The following is a 17234-nucleotide window of genomic DNA, read 5'->3' on the forward strand; positions in this document are numbered from 1 at the left end:
CTCCGGAACTGGTGATGATGGCCCGGCTGTCGTCGCGGGTCAGGATCGCGGTGAGCGGGGTCGGCAGCGTCGGATCCACCGTGAGCGCCTGGGTGTCGACGCCGCGGTCGTCGAGGATGTCGCGGACGAATCGACCGGCGGCATCGTCGCCGATCCGTCCGGCGAAGGCGACTTTCAGCCCCAGCCGAGCGGCCCCGGCGGCGGTGATCGCGGCGGACCCGCCGAGCGTGAGCGAGCCGTGGCCGACGAGGTTCTCCCTTTGCCGGAAGTCGAGGTCCTCGGTCAGCGGCCCGAGGACGACGTCGGGATTGACGTCGCCGAGCACGAGCAGGTCGAAGCGGTGCGGCATGCGTGATTCCTCGGATGACTCGGTTCAGCCTTTGAGACCGCTGGAGGTGATGGACTGGATGAACGTCTTCTGCGCGCCCAAGAACGCCAGCAGCACCGGCAGCACGGTGATGACGTTCCCGGCCATCACCGCCGCCCAGTTGGTGTGGTGCTGTCCCTGGAAGGTGGTCAGGCCGAGCTGCAGGGTGTACTGGGTGTCGTGGTTGATCGCGATCAACGGCCAGGTCAGGTCGTTCCAGGTGCTGAGGAAGGTCAGCACGGCGACGGTGCTCAGCGCGGGCCGGGACAACGGAAGCACGATCCGCACCAGCACTCGCAGCCGCGAACAGCCGTCGATCCAGGCCGCCTCTTCCAGTTCGCGCGGCAGCGACAGGAAGAACTGGCGCAACAGGAACACCGCGAACGGCGTGACCAGCGACGGAACGATCAGCGCGCCGAGCGAGTCGATGAGGCCGAGCTTCTTCATCACCAGGAACGTCGGGATCATGGTGAGCTGGAACGGCACCGCCATGGTCGCCATCATCAGCCCGAGCATCACCTTCGAACCGCGGAACCGCATGCGCGCGAACGCGTACCCGCCGAGCGAGCCGAACACGAGGTTGGCCGCCACCGTGACGACCGAGACGATCAGCGAGTTGGAGAACCAGCGCAGGAACAGCGCGTTCTCCAGCACGTACCGGTAGCCGGAGAAGTCGATGCCGGACGGCCACAGCGACGGCGGGAACCGGTTGATCTCCGCGTTGCTCATCACCGAGCTGAGCAGCAGCCAGACCAGCGGGGCCGCGAACACCAGCGCCAGCGGGGCCAGCAGCAGATGCCACGGGCTGAACGGGAGCCGCCAACGCCTGCGCTGACGGAGCACGTCGGGCAGTTGAGCTGCCGAAACCGGGGCGACGTGCGCGCGCGTGGTCATCGAACCTCCTTGTTGCGGCGCAGCAGCCGAGCGCCGAGCCCGAGCGCCAGCAGCACGACGGCGAGCACGTACGCGGCGGCGGCGCCGTATCCGGCGGTGAAGTTCTGGAAGGCTTGCTGCCAGATGAAGTAGACGATCACTGTGGTCGAGCCGAGCGGCCCGCCCTTGGTGGTGACATACGTCAGATCGAACACTTGGAGCGATTGGATCAGCTGCCACAGCGTCAGGAACGTGGTCACCGGCAGCACCGCGGGCAGGGTGACATGCCTCAGGATCCGGAATGGACCGGCGCCGTCCAGTCGTGCGGCTTCGACGAGCGACGGCGGCACGTCCTGCAGCGCGGCCAGGAAGACCACCATGCAGAATCCGGTGCCGCTCCACAGCGTGATGGCGACCAGGATCAGCAGCGCCTGCGACGGGTCGGTGAGAAACCCTTGCTGGCTCAGGCCGATCCGGTGCAGCAGCGAGTTCGCGACCCCGAATTCCGGGTCGAGGATGAACGAGAACAGGACGCCCTGCGCGGTCGCCGACAGCACGAACGGAACGAACATCAGCGTCCGGTACGCGCCGATGAAGCGCACCTTCCGGTTCAGCGCGAGCGCCAGCGCGAGGCCGAGCACGATGCTCAGCGGGACGTATAACGCCGTGTACAGCAGCGTGTTGCCGACCGCTTGGCCGAAGTGCGGGTCCTGCGCGAGCGCCGCGTAGTTGTCGACGCCGACGAACCGGGACGGGGTGACGAGGTCGTCGGCCTGGAAGGACAGGATCAGCGACCAGACCACGGGCACCAGGCCGAGGCCGATGATGACGATGACCGAGGGACTCAGGTAGGCCCAGGCGGAGGCGGTTTCGCGGCGGCGCCGGGACTTCGCCGCCGCGGCCGGAGCGACGGTGATCGGGCCGGGATGTACGGACATGGGCGGGGGTCCTAACGGGGGATGATGAGGGCGGCGTTGGCCGCGGAAGCGCAGTCGCGCATGGCGTCGGCGGGGGTCGCGCGCCCGAGCAGCACGGAGACGATCGCCGCGGCGACGGCCTGCGAAACCTGCGGGTAGGCGGGGTGGTTGGCGCGGACGTGCGAGTTCTCGAGCGACTTGACGAACACGGAAAGGCCCGCGGTGTCCTGGGTTTTGCGCTGCCACTCCGGAAGCCGCTGCGATTCGGCGCTCAGCGGGAGGCTGCCGGCTCCGACGTCCCAGACGACGTCCTGGGCCGGCGCGGTCAGCCAGCGCAGGAACGTCTTGGTCGCGGCGAGGCGGCGGTCGCCGTTGTCGAACACCGTCCAGGTGTCCGGGCCGGAGATGGTGATCGGCTTCCCGGTGAACGTGGGCAGCGGAACGATCTCGTAGTCGATTCCCGCGTCGGCGATGTCGGGCAGCTGCCACGGCCCGGTCGGCACCATCGCGATCCGGCCCGAGGCGAAGGCTTGGTACATCTGCTCGGAACCGGGTTTCGGGTCGATGTAGACACTGCGGTCGGCAGCCAGTTTCCGGATCACTTCGAGCGCTCGCACTCCGCTGTCGGCGAAGCCGATGCTGCGGCCGTCCTGTCCGACGATGGTGCCGCCGAGGTCCCAAATCATCGGCCACAGTCGCCAGACCGTGTCCTCGTCGCCCGCGCCGGGCCAGGCGGTGCCGAACTGCCCCTGGTCGCGGTTGCTCAGTTTCTTCGCCGCGTCGACGAAATCCTGCCAGAGCCAGTTTTCCTTCGGAAGCGGAACGCCGTGGTCCTGGAAGAGCTTCTTGTTGCAGGCGACGGCAAGCGAGTCGAGCATCGCGGGCACCGCGCGGACGCGCTCGTTCACGGTGACTGCATCGAGCGCGGGCTTCCAGAACTGGCCGTGCACGACGTCGCCCATGTCGGCCACCCGCGGGCTGCGGGCGATGCTGGCGAGGTCGGAGCCGAAGATGTACGCGATGTCCGGGTAGGAACCGGACGCGAGCGCCGCGGTCACCTTCTGCAGCATGGCGTCGGCGAGCACGCCGCCGCCGAGGTCGATCCGGATGTCGGGGTGCTCGCGCTCGAACGCGGCGACCAGTTGCTTGATGACTTTGAGGCCGGTGTCGTTCTGGCCGTGCCACATTTCGACGGTGACCGGGCCGGAGGTAGCGGCGGGGGCCTCGGCGCAGGCCGCGGCGGCGGGCACCAGTGCCATGGCTGCCGCGCCGCGGAGAAACCCGCGCCGGGTCAGGGTTCGCACGCGCATGGGAGTGTTTTTTCCTTCCCTTGCGCTAGCGGTGCGGGCGGGGACGGCGGGAGAACGAGGTCATCTGCGGTTTCCTTCCGGCGGGGAGAAATGAGCGGCTACCGTTTCGGGCAGGGGAGGGATATCGATCGGCACGGAGCCGGAACGCAGGGATTGCGTGGCGAGCGCGCCCGCCGCCACGGCTTCGCGAGCGGCGATCGGCGAAATTTCCGGCGGGTCGCCGTGCACCACGTAACGCAGGAACTCCGTCATGGTAAGGAGATCCGCGTCCTCGTGTCCTGATGCGACACCGTCGATCGGGTGCTCGCGGTCTCCGTCCAGAGACCACTCGCGGCGGCGATTCCACACTTTCACCACGCCGCCGCCGGTATCGCCGAAGTTCTCCGCGCGGCCTTCGGTGCCGATCACGGTGTAATTGCGCCAGTAATCGGGAGTGAAGTGGCATTGTTCGTAACTGGCGAGCACGCCGCTGTCGAGTCGCATGTGGACCATCGAGAGGTCTTCGACGTCGACGACCGGGTTGAGGCCGGTTTGTGCGGCGGGAGGCCAGTTGTCGAAGGAAAACCAGTCGTCGGCGAGCCGGTCGCCCTGGCCGCTTCGGTCGGTGATGGCGCCGTAGACGGCCAGCTCGCCCATCGCGGTGACGCGGCGGGTGAAGCCGCCGCCGAGGTAGTGGATGACGTCGAGGTCGTGGCTGGCTTTCTGTAGCAGCAAGGAGTTCACGCGGCTGCGATCGGCGTGCCAGTCCTTGAAGTAGTAGTCGCCGCCGTTGCCGACGAAATGGCGGCACCACACGGCCTTCACCTCGCCGATCTCGCCGCGCGTCACGACGTCGCGCAGCGCGCGGACGACGGCTGCGTGCCGGAAGTTGTGTCCAATGTAGAGCGGAGTACCGGTTTCCTGTGCGGCGGCCAGGACCGCGTCCGCGTCGGGAAGCGTTGTGGCGAGCGGTTTTTCGAGGTACACCGCCACTCCGGCGCGGAGGAGGTCGACGGCGATCTCGGCGTGCGTCCAGTCCGGCGAAGTGACGATCGCGGCGTCGACCAGGTTCGCGAGTTCCTGGTGCCCGGGCACGATCTCGATGGCGCCGAACATCTCGCGCGCTCGAGCCCGGCCGCGTTCGTCCGGATCCGAAGCGGCCGCGATCTCCGCCGTGATCCCGGATTCCGCCACGTGCCGGGCGATCTCGGCCCGCAGGCCGACTCCGACCCCGCCGACCCGCAGCACCCCGGGATTCACCACGTCGCCACCTCACCTCTGCGTGATATTGATCTGCATGATGGCAAATCAATCATAAATGCGCAATGGGTGGCGGGTTCGCTCATCCGGCGACGACGAGCTTCACGGAGGCCGCGGCCAGGTCGGCGGCGAACGGGGCGGGCACCTCGGCGTCGGTGACCAGGACGTCGATCGCGTCGAGCCGGCAGATGCGGGCGAACGTGGCCTTGGCCAGCTTTGTCGCGTCCGCCACCACGATCACGCGCCGCGCGACCTGGCTGAAGTGCCTGCTGACCTCGGCTTCTCCTTCGTGCAGCGTGGTCGCGCCGTACTGGGCGCTCAGGCCGTCGACGCCGAGGATCACCGTGTCCAGCGCGAACGCCGAGAGCCCGTCGGAGACGAGCGAGCCGACCAATTCGTAGGACTGCCGCCGCGCGACGCCGCCCGTCACGACGATCTTGACCTGCGCGCGCACGGAGAGTTCATAGGCGATGTTGAGCGCGTTGGTGACGACGGTCAGTCCGGTTTCGCCGTCCGCGCGGACGAACCGCTCGCTCTTGCCCAGCGCGCGGGCGACCTCGGTGGTCGTGGTGCCGCCGTTGATGCCGACTGTTTCGCCTGGTCGCACGAGGTCCGCGGCGCACGCGGCGATCGCGGTCTTGGCCTCGGCCTGCCGGGCGATCTTGTACTGCAGCGGCAGCTCGTAGCCGGTGCCCAGCGCGGCGGCCCCGCCGTGGGTGCGGGTGATCAGCCGCTGGTCGGCGAGGATCGAGAGGTCCCGCCGCGCGGTCGCGGGGGAGATGCCGAGCGCGTCGCCGATCTCCGCGATCGTGACGTTGCCCCGTTCGCTCACTAATTCGAGCAGGGCGTTCAGGCGTTGCTGGGGCGTCATGCCGGGTCTCTCGTTCCTGGTCGGAGGCGGGTCGGCGCTCATCCTAAGCGCCGCCCCGCCCGACTTGGTGATTGAAACTGCACTAGAACGCATAGACCAATCAAAAACACTCAAGTATGGTGACGATCGCGATCATGCTTCCCGCCCTGGATCGAAAGGCCTCCATCCCGTGTCCTCCCTTCCGGATGCCCCCGGCTCCTTCGTGGCCGCCGAACTGGATTCCCAGCCCGAGATGTGGCGCGCGGCCGCCGCCCTCGCGCCGTCCGCCGCCCTGCCCCAGCCGGGCGAACGAGTGGCGGTCGTCGGTTGCGGCACCAGCTGGTTCATCGCGATGAGTTACGCCGTCGCCCGCGAACAACGCGGCCACGGGGTCACCGACGCCTTCGCCGGCTCCGAATATCCGGCGTCGCGCGAATACGACCGCGTCGTGGCGATTTCCCGCTCCGGCACCACGACGGAGATCATCGACCTGCTCACCGCCATGACCGCGCAGCGCACCGTGCTGATCACCGCGGTCGGCGACAGCCCCGCCGCCGCGGTCGCGGACGAGGTCGTCGAACTTTCCTTCGCCGACGAACAATCCGTCGTGCAGACCCGGTTCGCCACCACCGCGCTCGCCCTGCTGCGCGCCGGTCTCGGCGACGACATCGAACAGCTCGCCTCGGCTTGCGCACAGGCTTTGGCCGAACCGATCGACGACCTGCTCGACGCCGAACAGGTCACCTTCATCGGCCGCGGCCCCGCCGTCGGCTTGGCTTGCGAAGCCGCGTTGAAAACCCGCGAGGCCGCGCAATTCTGGGCCGAGTCCTATCCCGCCATGGACTACCGCCACGGCCCGATCGCGATCGCTCAGCCGGGCCGTCTTGTCTGGTCGCTGGGCTCGCCGCCCGCCGGACTCGCGGACGACGTCGCCCGCACCGGCGCGCGATTCGTGCACCACGACCTCGACCCGCTCGCCGCACTCGTGGTGGCGCAACGCTTCGCCGTCGCACTGGCCGCCCGGCGCGGCCTGGACCCGGACCGCCCGCGCTCGCTGACGCGCTCGGTGATCCTCATCTGATGATCGTCGCCCTGACGCCGAACCCGGCCATCGACGTCACCTACCGGGTCGGCACCCATACGCCCGGGGACACGAACCGGGTGTTGGAGGTGCAGCGACGGCCGGGCGGCAAGGGCGTGAACGTCGCCCGGGTGCTGGCCGCGCTGGACGTCCCCGTCCGGGCAGTGCTTCCGTTGGGCGGCGACGCGGGCCGGTGGCTCGGCTCCGCGCTGGATGTCCCGTTCGACGCCGTCCCGATCTCCGGCGAGAACCGCACCACCGTGACGGTCACCGGGGACGGCCACCCGACCGTCTACACGGAACCCGGCCCGGAAGTGTCCGAGGCGGAATGGACCGCTTTCGGCGGGCGTCTGGCGCGATGCCTTCCTGGCACCGGACTGCTGGTGGTTTCCGGCTCGCTGCCCCGCGGCGCGTCGCCGGACCTAGTCGCCGATTGGGTCCGCATCGCCCGGGACGCCGGAGTGCGAACGCTGGTCGACGCGTCCGGCCCGGCCCTGGTGGCCGCCGCCCGGGCCGGTGCCGTGGTGAAGCCGAACCAAGCCGAACTGCTCGCTGCGACCTCCGCCGCCGACGAAGCTGCCGGTGCCGCAACGCTTCTCCGCCTCGGCGCGCAGCTGGTCGTCGTCTCGCGCGGAGCCGACGGCATCGCCGCCTACACCGGTCACAGCGTCCTGTCCGTGCCCGCCATCCCCGGCGTGCACGGCAACCCGACCGGCGCCGGAGACGCCGCCACCGCCGGTCTAGCCGCCGCGCTAACCACCGGTCGCCCCCTGCTCGAAGCCCTCCGCACCGCCGCCGCCCTGGGCGCCGCAGCCGTCCTACGCCCCGTCGCGGGCGAGGTCGATCTGCCCGCCTACCACCGATTCCTGAACGGAGCCCCCGCATGATCACCCGCCCCGACCTGCCCCGGCTGCTGGCCGCCGCCCGCGAGCGCGGTTCTGCCGTGGGCGCGTTCAACGTGATCATGCTGGAACACGCCGAAGCCATCGCCGAAGGCGCGGAACAGGCCGGTTTGCCGGTGGTGCTGCAGATCAGCGAAAACTGCGTCCGCTACCACGGCAGCCTGGCCCCGATCACCGTGGCGTCCCGGGAAATCGCCCGCAGCGCGGCCGTCGACGTGCTGGTGCACCTGGATCACATCGAAGACCCCTCGCTGATCCGCGAGGGCATCGCGCTGGGCGTCGACAGCGTGATGTACGACGGATCGCGCCTGCCGTACGCGGAAAACCTGCGCACGACCCGCGAAATCGCCGACCTGTGTCACGATGCGGGCGTGGCAGTGGAAGCGGAACTCGGCGAAGTCGGCGGCAAGGACGGCGTGCACGCCCCCGGCGCCCGCACCGACCCCGCCGAAGCCGCAGACTTCGTAGCCGCAACCGGAGTCGATGCGCTGGCGGTGGCAGTCGGTACTTCCCACGCGATGGTGGAACGGACCGCCCAGGTGGACCGTTCGCTGGTGACGAGGCTGCGAGATGCGGTACCGGTGCCGCTGGTATTGCACGGCTCGTCAGGACTGTCCGACGAAGAACTGCGCGGCGCCGTGGTGAGCGGGATGGCGAAGGTTAATATCTCAACGCATCTCAATGGCCTCTTCACGCGCTCGGTGCGGCAGTTCCTGAAGGAACAACCGGAGGCGGTGGACCCGAGGAAGTACGTCCGGCTGGGGCGGACGGCGGTGGCTTCGGAGACTGCCCGGCTTCTGCGACTGCTCGCCGGTTGAGCTGGTCGTTGTTCACCGCAGCCGGCCGTCGATGCTCCACAAGCCGTAGCTCCAGAGCGTGGACGGAAACATGCCGGTCGTGCTTGTGGTGACGACCGCGGTCAATGAGTTCGTGTCCGGAAGCATTCCGAATACGTTGCGGACGAGGCCGGGATTGTGGTTGCGAGCGAAGCCGGTCGTTTGAGGACCGATCAGGCCTTCCTTGCGCCATCTTCCGCCGCCGTTCCAGATGCTGCTTCCCTCGATGCTGACGATCTCGACCTGGCTGGAGATATAGGTCGGCGCGTCCTTCGGGTAAGAGCCTGCTTCGCGAATGGCGTAGAACGCGCGCCGACAAGGACACAGAACGGGTGGCGGACGGGCTGGCGGTTGTCGACCTCTGAGGGGGCGAAAGTCCGGCAGAGCCGGTGCTGCGGGCGGACACTGTGAGATCTCAACGCTGCCGGAGCGGGCGGCGTTGAGATCTCAGCAAGCTGCGATAGTGCTGGACGACCTGCCTCAACCCGCCGAAGCGGACTTCTCGGCCGGATGCCGCCGAACCGCCTCGCTGGTGCCCGTCGCGAGATGGGCCAGCACCAGTCGTTCCACCCGCTCGACATCCCGGTCCACGATGGCCTCGTACAGCAGTTCGTGCTCTGCCGCCACGGCTTCCAGGTCGTCGTGCTGGCCGAGCAGCCATCGCATCCGGCTGCGCAACGTCCGCTCCAGTTCGCCGAGCAGTTCGTTCGCCGACAGCGACGTCACGACCTCGTGGAAGTCCGCCGCCGCGCGACGTGCCGACACCGCGTCGCCGGCGCGGGCGGCGCGCAGTTCCGTGTCCAGCACTTCCCGCAGCCGCGCCAGGCCTTCGCGGGTGCGGCGTTGCGCGGCGAGCCGGAAAGTAAGGCCCTCGAAGGCCGTGCGCACCTCGTTGAGGTCCGCGACGTCCGACGCGGTGAACTCCCGCACCACCGACCACGACCGCGGCCGCGGCGTCACCAGGCCCTCGTTTCCCAGCGCGCGCAACGCATCCCGCACCGGCACCCGGCTCACGCCCATCTCCGCGGCCAGATCCCGTTCGACCAGCTTGCTTCCGGGAGCCCGCGTGCCGTCGAGGATCTCGTTGCGCAGCCGTTCCGTCACGCGCTCCGATTCCGAGGCGAAACCCGGCTCCATCCGATCCCCTCCCGCCGCCGTCACCGACAGTGCCGGCGAACCTGCTCCCAGGTTCCCGGAAAAACCCGCGCCCGGCAAGGTCTGGCCGCCAGGTTCCGCCGTTTGGTATACCTAAATGCACCGACGGAAGGAACCCGATGCGTACTCGCTGGCGTGCGCGCCATGTGCTGGCCCACCGGAACGGACAGCACGTCCTGCTGGAAAACGGCGAGGTCGTGTGGGAGGACGACGTGGTCTCCTACGTCGGCCCGCGGTATGCCGGAACGGCCGATCGGGACGTCGACCTCGGCGAATCGCTCATTCTCCCGGGCCTGATCGACCTCGACGCGCTGACCGATGTGGACCATCTCGTCCTCGATTCCTGGGCCACGGCGGACCGTGCGACCGGACTGCAGTGGTCCGAGGACTACTTCGCGAACCGCCGCCATGACGTCTTCACGCCGGAAGAACGGCAGACCATTCGCGAGTACGCGCTCGTTCAACTGGCGCTGCACGGCATCACGACGTTTATGCCGATCGCGTCGGAGGTCCATTCGTCGTGGGCCGAGCCGTACGAGGAACTCGTCGCGATGGCGGACTTTTCGCGGAACCTCGGGCTGCGCGGATATCTGGGCCCTGCTTACCGTTCCGGCGTCAATGTGGCCACTGTGGACGGTACGCGCACGGTCGCTTTTGACGAGAGTCGCGGAGAGGAGGGACTAGCCGACGCGCTGCGGTTCCTCGACCACGTAACGGAACTGGACGATCCGCTCGTCAACGGCGTTCTGCTGCCTTGCCGCATCGAAACTCTCACCGAAGACCTCATGCGCGCCACCGCCGACGCGGCGCGACAGCGCGATGTCTTGGTACGGCTTCACTGCCTGCAAGGCGTGTTGGAGCGGGAGCTGATCCTGGACCGTTACGGCGTAACGCCACTGGAAATGCTCAAGCGCACCGGCCTGCTCGGCGACCGGCTGCTGATCCCGCACGGTCAGGTGCTCGACCGCCATCCCGACGTCTACGGCGAAGACCGCGGCGACGTCGCGACATTGGCCGCAGCCGGTGCGTCCGTGATCCACTGTCCGCTCACGTCCTTCCGCTATGGCCACGCCCTGCGTTCCTTCCGCGACTACCGCGAAGCGGGCCTGAACCTGTGTCTGGGCACCGATTCCTTCCCGCCGGACCTGGTGCGCGGCATGGACGTCGGCGTCCATCTGGCGAAGGTGATGGACAACCGCGCCGACGCGGCCCCGGCCGAGTGGTACGTCGAAGCCGCGACGCTCGGCGGCGCCCGCGCACTACGCCGCGACGACCTCGGCAAGCTGGCTCCGGGCGCGCAGGCCGATCTCGTCGCGTTCCACGTCGGCGACCTCCGCGACGGTGTGCGGGACGACCCGATCCGTACGTTCCTGCTCAGCGGAACCGGCCGCCAGGCAACACATTCCGTCGTCGCGGGCCAGCCGGTGCTGGTGGACAGGCACGTGCCCGGCGTCGACGAGCAGGACCTCCGCCGCCGCGCGCAGGCGTTGTTCGAGAAGATGCGCGCCGCGTATTCGGAGCGGGACGTCGAACGCCGGACCTCAGCAGAACTGTTCCCGCCCACTTTCCCAGCGTTCCAGCCGTAACCGCTGATGTCCGTGAGGGGAACCCTGAGGGAATCAGAGTCCCTCAGGGTTCCCCTCACGGACCGGGGCTATCGCCGCGAGACGACAGCCCCGCCCTTCACCACGAGCCGCCGCGGAGGATGGGACACGACCGCTTCGGCCGGGTAAACCGCGTCCACGAGGAAGAAATCAGCGTGGTCGCCGATCTGCAGGCCGTAATCCTTGAGCCGTAACGCTTTCGCGCCGCCGTACGTCGCCGCGTGCAGTGCGAGTTCGATCTCCGGGTCGGTCCGGAACGAACTGCGGTACGCCAGGTGCATGGTGCGCGTCAGCATGTCGCCGTCGCCGTACGGCCCCCACAGATCGCGGATGCCGTCGTTGCCGCACGCGGCATTCGCGCCCGCTGCCCGCATTTTGGCCAGCGGCGGCACCGGCCGGTCGTACACCGCCGCGGTGGTCAGCGTGATCTGCTGCTCCGCGAGGCCTTCGATCAGCCGGTCCTGCTGCGCGTCCGGGATGCCGCAGATGCCGAACGCGTGTCCGATCGCGACTTTCCCGGCGAGGCCGAGCGCCTTCGTCCGTTCGATGATCAGCTCGATTTCCCAGGCTCCGAGCGGACCTTCGTCGTGCAGGTGCAGGTCGACGCCACACCCGTGCCGGGCGGCGATGTCGAAGATCGCGTCGAGATGTCCGCGCGGGTCGCGGTCGTAGCCCGCCGGGTCGATGCCGCCGACGTTCTCTACGCCGGACGCCACGGCCCGCTCCAGCAGTTCCAGCGTGCCGGGCCGGGTGAGCAGGCCGCCCTGGGGGAAGGCGACCTGCTCGACGGTGACCCGGCCGCGATGCCGCGCCGCCGCCTCCCGCACCGCCTCGATGCCGGACAGCCCGAGTTCGGGGTCGACATCGGTGTGCGTGCGGACGAACGAAGTGCCGTTCGCGATCATCGCGTCGAGCAGCGCGGCCGCGGGCTCGGGCGAGGGAAGCCCGAATTCCTTGCGGCGGCGCTGTTCGTTCGAGATCCGGTCGGCGAGGACCGAACCCGAGGTGTTCGGCACCCAGGGGAGGCCCCAGAGGGTCTTGTCGATATGGCAATGGGCGTCGACGAGGCCGGGCAACAGCAGCGCGCCGCCGCCTTCCTCCACTGGGACGTCCGCGTCGGTCGGCCCGAACCCGGCGATCCGGCCGTCGCGCACCAGCACGTCCGTCGGATCGCCGCCGCCGGGCCGGACGTTGCGCAGCAACAGGTTCACGCGACGCCCTCCACGGCTTCGGCCCGGACGGTCGGCTCGCGCCGCTCGGAGGTGGCGAGGCTGACGCCGACCGTGAGGACGGCGTTGACGATGATCGCGAGCAGGCCTGGATTGAGGCCCCACAACGTGTTCTTCGACGCGAGGACCGTCCACGCGACGATCGCGACACCGACCACGAGCCCGGTCGCCGCGCCCGTCTTGGTCAGCCGCCGCCACACCAGCCCCAGCACGATCGCCGGGAAGAACTGGGAGACGCCGTTCTGCCCGGTCAGCAGCAGGTTCACCAGCAGCGCCGGCTGGAAGATCGCGAACAGCAGCGCCACCGCGGTCACCACGACGACCAGCCCGCGCGACAGCCGGAACACGCCCAGTTCGGAGGTCTTCGGCCGCAGAACGCCCTGGTAGACGTTGCGGGCCAGCAGCGTCGCGGACTGCAGGAGCAGCAGGCTGATCGGCACGATCGCGGCCAGCGCGCCCGCGCCGCCGACGAGGCCGACCACCCACGACGGCATGGTCTTCACGGTCAGCGAAAGCAGCGCGCCGTTGGTGGCGCTGCCCTTCAGCCCCGGCACGACGAGCATCGCCGCGAAGCCGACGAACAGCGTCAGCGCGATCAGGATCTGGTACAGCGGAAGGTAAATCGCGTTGCGGCGGATCGTCTGCTCGGACTTCGCGGTGTACATCGCGGCGAGTGCGTGCGGGAACATGAAGAACGCCGCGCTCGTGACGAGCAGGGTCGACATCATCCACGGCACGCCGAGCGGGCTGCCCGGCGCTGGTACGCCGAGGAAGCCGGGGTGCTGTGCCTGCACGGTGTCGATGAGATGCCCGAAGCCGCCGAAGTAATGCACCGGAATCGCGATGCCGACGACCAGCACGGTGCCGATCAGCAGGATGTCCTTGAGCACCGACACCCACGCGGCGGCCTTCATGCCGGACGCGTAGACGAACACCGCGATCAGCACCACCGCGAGGACCATGCTGGTGACCCGGTTGATGCCGGTCGTCGTCTCGACGATCTGGCCGAGGCCGAGCAGCTGCGCCTCGATGTAGGGGATCATGAACGCCACGCCGACGATCGCGGTCAGCGCGCCGAACCACGGGCTGCGGAACCGGTGGGTGAAGAAATCCGCTTGCGTGACAAGGTTGTGCTTCTTCGCGTACCTCCACAATGGAGGGAGGAAGAAGTACGACAGGACGAAGGCGCACGTGCCGTAGCCGGCGATGTAGAACGCCGCGCCGCCGTTGGCGTAGGCGAACCCGGAGGCGCCGAGGTAGGTGAAGGTCGAGTAGGTCTCGCCCGCGGCGAGGACCCAGAACAACAATGTCCCGTAGGACCGGCCGGCGACCGTCCACTGTTCGAGGTTCATCTGCTTCCGGCCGCGCGCGGCCAGTCCGATGACCACGGCCAGCGCCACCACGGCCAGCGCTACCACCGCGCCCGCGTTCATCGCTGCTCCTGCTCGGTTTCGGCGGCGCTCGGGCGCCGGATGCGGTCGGCTACGCCGAGGAAGACGGGCGTGAGGGCCACCCAGAGGAGGATCCAGAACCCGATCTCGGGCAGGAACCAGATCCGGCCGTCGCCGCTGAACCAGGGCAGGCCGCCGATCATCGCCACGTAAGGGGTGAAGGCCACCGCGGCCACCACTGCGGAACGCTTCATCGCGCACACCCTTCGTTGTTTGGTATACCATAAGCGCGGCTGGTGGCGGGTTGTCAAGGGTGCGGCCGGGAACGATGCGGGCTCGCGACCGTTCCGGGCCGGTGGGTGGCGGTTGATGTGCTGGTGGTGGCAGGGAGCAGCGAAGCGCGCCCTGGTGACGGTCGGTGCGGGCTCTTGGCTGTTTGTCCGATTTGGACGCGACAGGGTTCGGCTGCGGCGTCCGGCTCGCGCTTTGGTAGACCGGATCGCCTGGGTAAACCGGTCGCCGGTGCTTTCTCCTGGCGGCTACCGTGCCGTCGAAAGGGGGACACAATGGACAACCCGACGACGGAGCTGTGGCGCCCGACCGGCCCGGCCGAACTGGAGCTGGTGCGCCAGTCCGGCTGTCGCGCGTGGCCGCCGCGGCTGCCGGAACAGCCGATCTTCTATCCGGTGCTGAACGAGGACTACGCGGTGAAGATCGCGCGGGACTGGAACGTCCGGTACGACGGCACCGGTTATGTGACCCGGTTCCGCGTCGAAACGGCGTTCCTGGACCGCTATCCGGTGCAGCAGGCGGGCGGCGAGACGATCCTGGAGCTGTGGGTTCCGGCGGAGGAACTGGCGGAGTTCAACGCGCACCTGGTCGGGGAGATCGAGGTCGTGCACGAGTTCCGCTGAGCGGTGGGCTCGTGAGTGGCAATCCCGGTTCTAACCGGGATTGCCACTCACGAGCCCGGCGGACAGCCCGCGGAAACACCGGACCGCCAGCTCGACCGGTGCCGCCTTCTCGTCCGTCCCCGCCCAGATCTCCAGCGAAATCCGGATCGCGTCCGTCGCCGCGGCCGCGACCAGATGCACCGTCACCTCGTCCGTCTCCGGAGCCAACCGCGCCAGCACCGGCCGCAAGCGGGTCTCGGATTCACCGTTCACCCGGTGCCAGACCGCAGCCAGCGCCGAATCGTCCCCGCTAGCGGCTCGCAGCAACCCGCGCGTCCAGGTGAACTCCTGGGTGGCGTCGGCGGCGGAGATCGTCTTGTGGATGGCATCCTCGACCGCCTGCAGCAGCGGCGTCCCCTCCGGCGTTGACGCGAGGTGTTCCCGCCACGAATCGGCGCCGACGACCAGCAGCGGCGCGACCGCGTCCTCTTTGGTGCGGAAGTAGCGGTAGAAGGTGCGCGGCGCGACGCCCGCCGCGGCGGCGATCGCTTCCGCGGTCGTCCCCTGTGCGCCATGCTCGGTGAACAGCCGCGCGGCGGCACGGGCGATGTCGAGTTGCGTCGCCGCTTTGCGCCGTTCGGTCAGGGTCGGGGTCTTTCCGCTCACCACGGCCACGCTACCCGATCACTGCCAATAGTGCCCGTTTCGCCAGAGTGGCACAGTCTGCCAGTAAGGCGTAACGTGACGGCTGGAGAAAGGAGCGGACCATGAACCGTTACGAAGGACGCCGCGTGCTGGTCACCGGAGCTGGTTCGGGCATCGGGCAGGCGACGGTCCTGCGGATGCTGGCCGAGGGCGGGCGCGTCGTCGCCGCTGACGTGAGCGAAGCGGGCCTGGCGGACACTGTCGAGAAGGCCGGCGACGCGGCGGACCGGCTGGGCACTGTAGTGGTGAACGTCGCCGATGAAGCGTCGGTCAAGGCCGGAGTCGCGTCGGCCGTCGAGCAGCTCGGCGGGCTGGATGCGGTCGTCAACGCCGCGGGGATCCTGCGATCGGCGCACACCCACGAGATGCCGGTCGAGGCGTTCGAGCAGGTGCTGCGCGTCAACCTGGTCGGCACGTTCCTGGTGATCCGCGAGTCGATCCCGGCGCTGCGCGAGGGGTCCGCGCCCGCGGTGGTGAACTTCAGTTCGACGTCGGCGATGTTCGCGCACCCCTACATGGCGGCGTACGCGGCGAGCAAGGGCGGCATCCAGTCGATGACGCACGCGCTGGCGTCCGAATACGCGAAGGACGGCATCCGGTTCACCGCGGTGCAGCCCGGTTCGATCTCGTCGGGCATGACCGACGGCAGCGGCAAGAGCAAGCAGAGCGTCGGCCCGGGCTTCCCCGAGGACGCCGATTTCACCCTGCTCGGCAAGCTGCTTCCCGCGCTGGGCCAGGGTTTCGCCGGTCCGGAGACGGTCGCGTCGGTCGTCGCGATGCTCGCCAGCGAGGACGCCGCGTTCATCACCGGCACCGAGGTCCGCATCGACGGCGGCACGCACTTCTGATGCGCGTTTTGTTCAAGAACTGACGGGCCGCCGGGCCGTAGCTTGGCGGCATGACAAAGTTCCTGAGCGGGCGATGCGAGGTGCCGCGGTGATCCTCGTGACCGGCGGACTCGGCATGATCGGCGCGCACACGGCCCGGGCGCTCGCCGATCTCGGACAAGACGTGCTGGTCACCGGGCACCGGCGGACGGACGTCCCGTCGTTCCTCGAGGGCCGGGTCGCCGTGGAGACGCTCGACGCGACCGACCGGGGCGCCTTCCTCGCGCTCGGCGACCGGTACGACATCAGCGCGATCGTCCACCTGGTGGGCAGCATCCCGGGAGACGATCCGGTCGCGTTCTTCCGGACCGACCTGGCCGGGCTGACCAACGCCCTCGACGCGGCCCGCGCGTGGAAGGTGCGGCGGTTCGCGGTCGCGAGCAGCCTCGGCGTCTACATCGGACGCGACGAGCCGTCCTGGCACGAGGAGCTGCCGCTGCCGACCGCGGATCTGCCGCATCTGATCGTGGCGTTCAAGAAAGCCGTCGAGCCGCTGACGACGCACAGTCTGCAGGGGAGCGGTGTCGAGCCGGTGGTGCTGCGGATCGGCACGGTGTGGGGGCCGCTGGTCGACCCGGAGTCGCCCTTCTTCCCGATTCCGTCATATCTCAACGCGGGGCTGTGCGGTGTCACGCCGCGCTCGCTGGTCGCCGACGAGGGGTTCGACTGCTGCTACGCGCCCGATGCAGGCCGTGCGATTGCATTGTTGATGACGACGTCTTCGCTGAAGCATCAGACGTACAACGTGTCTAGCGGGCAGCCGGTGACGAACCGGGAGTTCGCGGAGGCGCTGGCGGAGATTGTGCCGGGTGTTCCGGATCAGCTGCAGCCCGGCGGGGAAACTGGGCCGTATCTGGATATTTCGCGGCTCCGGGAGGAAACGGGCTTCGCGCCGGAGTTCGACGTGCGGGCGGCGGTGGCGGATTACGCGGCGTGGCGGAAGACGAATCCGCGCTGAGAAGCGACTGGCCACAGTGGACGGTCCGGGCGGCGGT

General features: G+C 68.9%; 18 protein-coding genes. 7 read left to right on the plus strand and 11 right to left on the minus strand.

Features of this window, described 5'->3' with window-relative positions:
* The 6 genes from D0D37_RS28210 to D0D37_RS28235 form a co-directional block, all read right to left on the minus strand.
* Positions 1–349 (minus strand): PfkB family carbohydrate kinase (locus tag D0D37_RS28210; protein ID WP_244223704.1); only part of this gene is annotated, 349 nt, incomplete at its 3' end.
* Between the two features lie 24 nt (positions 350–373).
* Positions 374–1261 (minus strand): carbohydrate ABC transporter permease, encoded by an 888-nt coding sequence (locus D0D37_RS28215; protein ID WP_116203619.1) that lies wholly within the window; start codon positions 1259–1261, stop codon positions 374–376.
* Entirely contained in the window at positions 1258–2178 is a 921-nt protein-coding gene (locus D0D37_RS28220; protein WP_116203620.1) for a carbohydrate ABC transporter permease, read from the minus strand. Before D0D37_RS28220 ends, D0D37_RS28215 begins: the two co-directional genes overlap by 4 nt.
* A gap of 11 nt (positions 2179–2189) precedes the next feature.
* Positions 2190–3467 carry an ABC transporter substrate-binding protein gene (locus tag D0D37_RS28225; protein ID WP_116203621.1) on the minus strand — a complete coding sequence of 426 codons (1278 nt, stop codon included), beginning with the start codon at positions 3465–3467 and terminating at the stop codon, positions 2190–2192.
* Between the two features lie 60 nt (positions 3468–3527).
* A complete protein-coding gene (locus D0D37_RS28230; protein WP_116203622.1) occupies positions 3528–4709 on the minus strand; it encodes a Gfo/Idh/MocA family protein in 1182 nt (393 codons plus the stop codon).
* 79 nt (positions 4710–4788) lie between these two features.
* Positions 4789–5577, minus strand: coding sequence for a DeoR/GlpR family DNA-binding transcription regulator (locus D0D37_RS28235; protein ID WP_116203623.1), 789 nt, complete (start codon positions 5575–5577; stop codon positions 4789–4791).
* A gap of 232 nt (positions 5578–5809) precedes the next feature.
* Here D0D37_RS28235 and D0D37_RS28240 point away from each other — a divergent pair, with 232 nt between their 5' ends.
* The 3 genes from D0D37_RS28240 to D0D37_RS28250 are packed head-to-tail and all read left to right on the plus strand — an operon-like array spanning position 5810 to position 8357.
* Entirely contained in the window at positions 5810–6637 is an 828-nt protein-coding gene (locus D0D37_RS28240) for an SIS domain-containing protein (RefSeq protein ID WP_116203654.1), read from the plus strand.
* A complete protein-coding gene (locus D0D37_RS28245; protein ID WP_116203624.1) occupies positions 6637–7524 on the plus strand; it encodes a 1-phosphofructokinase family hexose kinase in 888 nt (295 codons plus the stop codon). Before D0D37_RS28240 ends, D0D37_RS28245 begins: the two co-directional genes overlap by 1 nt.
* Positions 7521–8357, plus strand: a complete 837-nt coding sequence (locus tag D0D37_RS28250) for a class II fructose-bisphosphate aldolase (protein ID WP_116203625.1) — start codon at positions 7521–7523, stop codon at positions 8355–8357. The genes D0D37_RS28245 and D0D37_RS28250 overlap by 4 nt, the downstream gene beginning before the upstream one ends.
* 498 nt (positions 8358–8855) lie before the next feature.
* Here D0D37_RS28250 and D0D37_RS28255 read toward each other — a convergent pair whose 3' ends face one another.
* A complete protein-coding gene (locus D0D37_RS28255) occupies positions 8856–9512 on the minus strand; it encodes a GntR family transcriptional regulator (RefSeq protein ID WP_116203626.1) in 657 nt (218 codons plus the stop codon).
* 137 nt (positions 9513–9649) lie between these two features.
* Between D0D37_RS28255 and D0D37_RS28260 the strand changes: the two genes are divergently transcribed.
* Positions 9650–11116, plus strand: a complete 1467-nt coding sequence (locus D0D37_RS28260; RefSeq protein WP_116203627.1) for a chlorohydrolase family protein — start codon at positions 9650–9652, stop codon at positions 11114–11116.
* 68 nt (positions 11117–11184) lie between these two features.
* On the opposite strand, the gene D0D37_RS28265 is transcribed toward D0D37_RS28260, so the two are convergent.
* Genes D0D37_RS28265 through D0D37_RS46890 form a run of 3 tightly spaced genes read right to left on the minus strand, consistent with a single transcriptional unit; the run spans position 11185 to position 14008 of the window.
* Complete coding sequence (locus D0D37_RS28265) at positions 11185–12345, minus strand: amidohydrolase (protein ID WP_116203628.1); 1161 nt, start codon at positions 12343–12345, stop codon at positions 11185–11187.
* Entirely contained in the window at positions 12342–13796 is a 1455-nt protein-coding gene (locus tag D0D37_RS28270) for a sodium:solute symporter family protein (protein WP_162834512.1), read from the minus strand. Before D0D37_RS28270 ends, D0D37_RS28265 begins: the two co-directional genes overlap by 4 nt.
* Positions 13793–14008 (minus strand): hypothetical protein, encoded by a 216-nt coding sequence (locus D0D37_RS46890; protein WP_162834513.1) that lies wholly within the window; start codon positions 14006–14008, stop codon positions 13793–13795. Before D0D37_RS46890 ends, D0D37_RS28270 begins: the two co-directional genes overlap by 4 nt.
* Before the next feature lie 312 nt (positions 14009–14320).
* Here D0D37_RS46890 and D0D37_RS28275 point away from each other — a divergent pair, with 312 nt between their 5' ends.
* Positions 14321–14668 (plus strand): hypothetical protein, encoded by a 348-nt coding sequence (locus tag D0D37_RS28275; protein WP_116203630.1) that lies wholly within the window; start codon positions 14321–14323, stop codon positions 14666–14668.
* Positions 14669–14698: 30 nt separating this feature from the next.
* Here D0D37_RS28275 and D0D37_RS48520 read toward each other — a convergent pair whose 3' ends face one another.
* Positions 14699–15313 (minus strand): TetR/AcrR family transcriptional regulator, encoded by a 615-nt coding sequence (locus D0D37_RS48520; RefSeq protein WP_116203655.1) that lies wholly within the window; start codon positions 15311–15313, stop codon positions 14699–14701.
* A gap of 101 nt (positions 15314–15414) precedes the next feature.
* Here D0D37_RS48520 and D0D37_RS28285 point away from each other — a divergent pair, with 101 nt between their 5' ends.
* Positions 15415–16200: an SDR family NAD(P)-dependent oxidoreductase gene (locus D0D37_RS28285; protein WP_116203631.1), complete on the plus strand. Its 786-nt coding sequence runs from the start codon at positions 15415–15417 to the stop codon at positions 16198–16200.
* Positions 16201–16288: 88 nt separating this feature from the next.
* Positions 16289–17197, plus strand: a complete 909-nt coding sequence (locus tag D0D37_RS28290; RefSeq protein ID WP_116203632.1) for an NAD-dependent epimerase/dehydratase family protein — start codon at positions 16289–16291, stop codon at positions 17195–17197.
* Positions 17198–17234 lie beyond the last annotated feature (37 nt).

Origin of the sequence: Amycolatopsis circi (assembly GCF_003385235.1) — a bacterium.
Classification (GTDB): Bacteria; Actinomycetota; Actinomycetes; order Mycobacteriales; family Pseudonocardiaceae; genus Amycolatopsis; species Amycolatopsis circi.

Coding starts and splice junctions, on each gene's coding strand:
- D0D37_RS28235 (WP_116203623.1), bottom strand. CDS start 5,577: ATGACGCCCCAGCAACGCCTGAACGCCCTGCTCGAATTAGTGAGCGAA.
- D0D37_RS28245 (WP_116203624.1), top strand. CDS start 6,637: ATGATCGTCGCCCTGACGCCGAACCCGGCCATCGACGTCACCTACCGG.
- D0D37_RS28285 (WP_116203631.1), top strand. CDS start 15,415: ATGAACCGTTACGAAGGACGCCGCGTGCTGGTCACCGGAGCTGGTTCG.
- D0D37_RS46890 (WP_162834513.1), bottom strand. CDS start 14,008: ATGAAGCGTTCCGCAGTGGTGGCCGCGGTGGCCTTCACCCCTTACGTG.
- D0D37_RS28260 (WP_116203627.1), top strand. CDS start 9,650: ATGCGTACTCGCTGGCGTGCGCGCCATGTGCTGGCCCACCGGAACGGA.
- D0D37_RS28250 (WP_116203625.1), top strand. CDS start 7,521: ATGATCACCCGCCCCGACCTGCCCCGGCTGCTGGCCGCCGCCCGCGAG.
- D0D37_RS28275 (WP_116203630.1), top strand. CDS start 14,321: ATGGACAACCCGACGACGGAGCTGTGGCGCCCGACCGGCCCGGCCGAA.
- D0D37_RS28240 (WP_116203654.1), top strand. CDS start 5,810: ATGTGGCGCGCGGCCGCCGCCCTCGCGCCGTCCGCCGCCCTGCCCCAG.
- D0D37_RS28255 (WP_116203626.1), bottom strand. CDS start 9,512: ATGGAGCCGGGTTTCGCCTCGGAATCGGAGCGCGTGACGGAACGGCTG.
- D0D37_RS28215 (WP_116203619.1), bottom strand. CDS start 1,261: ATGACCACGCGCGCGCACGTCGCCCCGGTTTCGGCAGCTCAACTGCCC.
- D0D37_RS28270 (WP_162834512.1), bottom strand. CDS start 13,796: ATGAACGCGGGCGCGGTGGTAGCGCTGGCCGTGGTGGCGCTGGCCGTG.
- D0D37_RS28220 (WP_116203620.1), bottom strand. CDS start 2,178: ATGTCCGTACATCCCGGCCCGATCACCGTCGCTCCGGCCGCGGCGGCG.
- D0D37_RS28225 (WP_116203621.1), bottom strand. CDS start 3,467: ATGCGCGTGCGAACCCTGACCCGGCGCGGGTTTCTCCGCGGCGCGGCA.